This is a genomic window from Pseudoalteromonas sp. S4492, assembly GCF_005886115.1.
Lineage (GTDB): Bacteria > Pseudomonadota > Gammaproteobacteria > Enterobacterales > Alteromonadaceae > Pseudoalteromonas > Pseudoalteromonas gelatinilytica.
Genome location: NZ_PNCP01000374.1, coordinates 1 through 204, shown reverse-complemented (window position 1 = coordinate 204; position 204 = coordinate 1). Strand labels below are relative to the sequence as shown.

1 pseudogene is annotated in these 204 nt (G+C 48.0%); it reads right to left on the bottom strand.

Annotated elements, in window-relative coordinates:
• Nucleotides 1–204: pseudogene (locus tag CWC28_RS21840) on the bottom strand (23S rRNA (adenine(2503)-C(2))-methyltransferase RlmN); the annotation flags it as partial.

Sequence of the window (204 nt, the reverse complement as noted above, 5' to 3'; positions counted from 1 at the left end):
TTGGCGGGAACATTATTAAAATGGCGTGCAGCAATCCAGCCCTGACCGATAATTTCTGCAACGGTGAGATCGGAATTAAAACCTTGTTTACCCGTAGAACAGAAACTGCAATCCAGTGAACAACCGGCTTGGGAAGAAACACAGAGTGTGCCACGCTTTCCGTCTGGAATATAAACAGTCTCAACGCAGCTACCGCTGGCAACG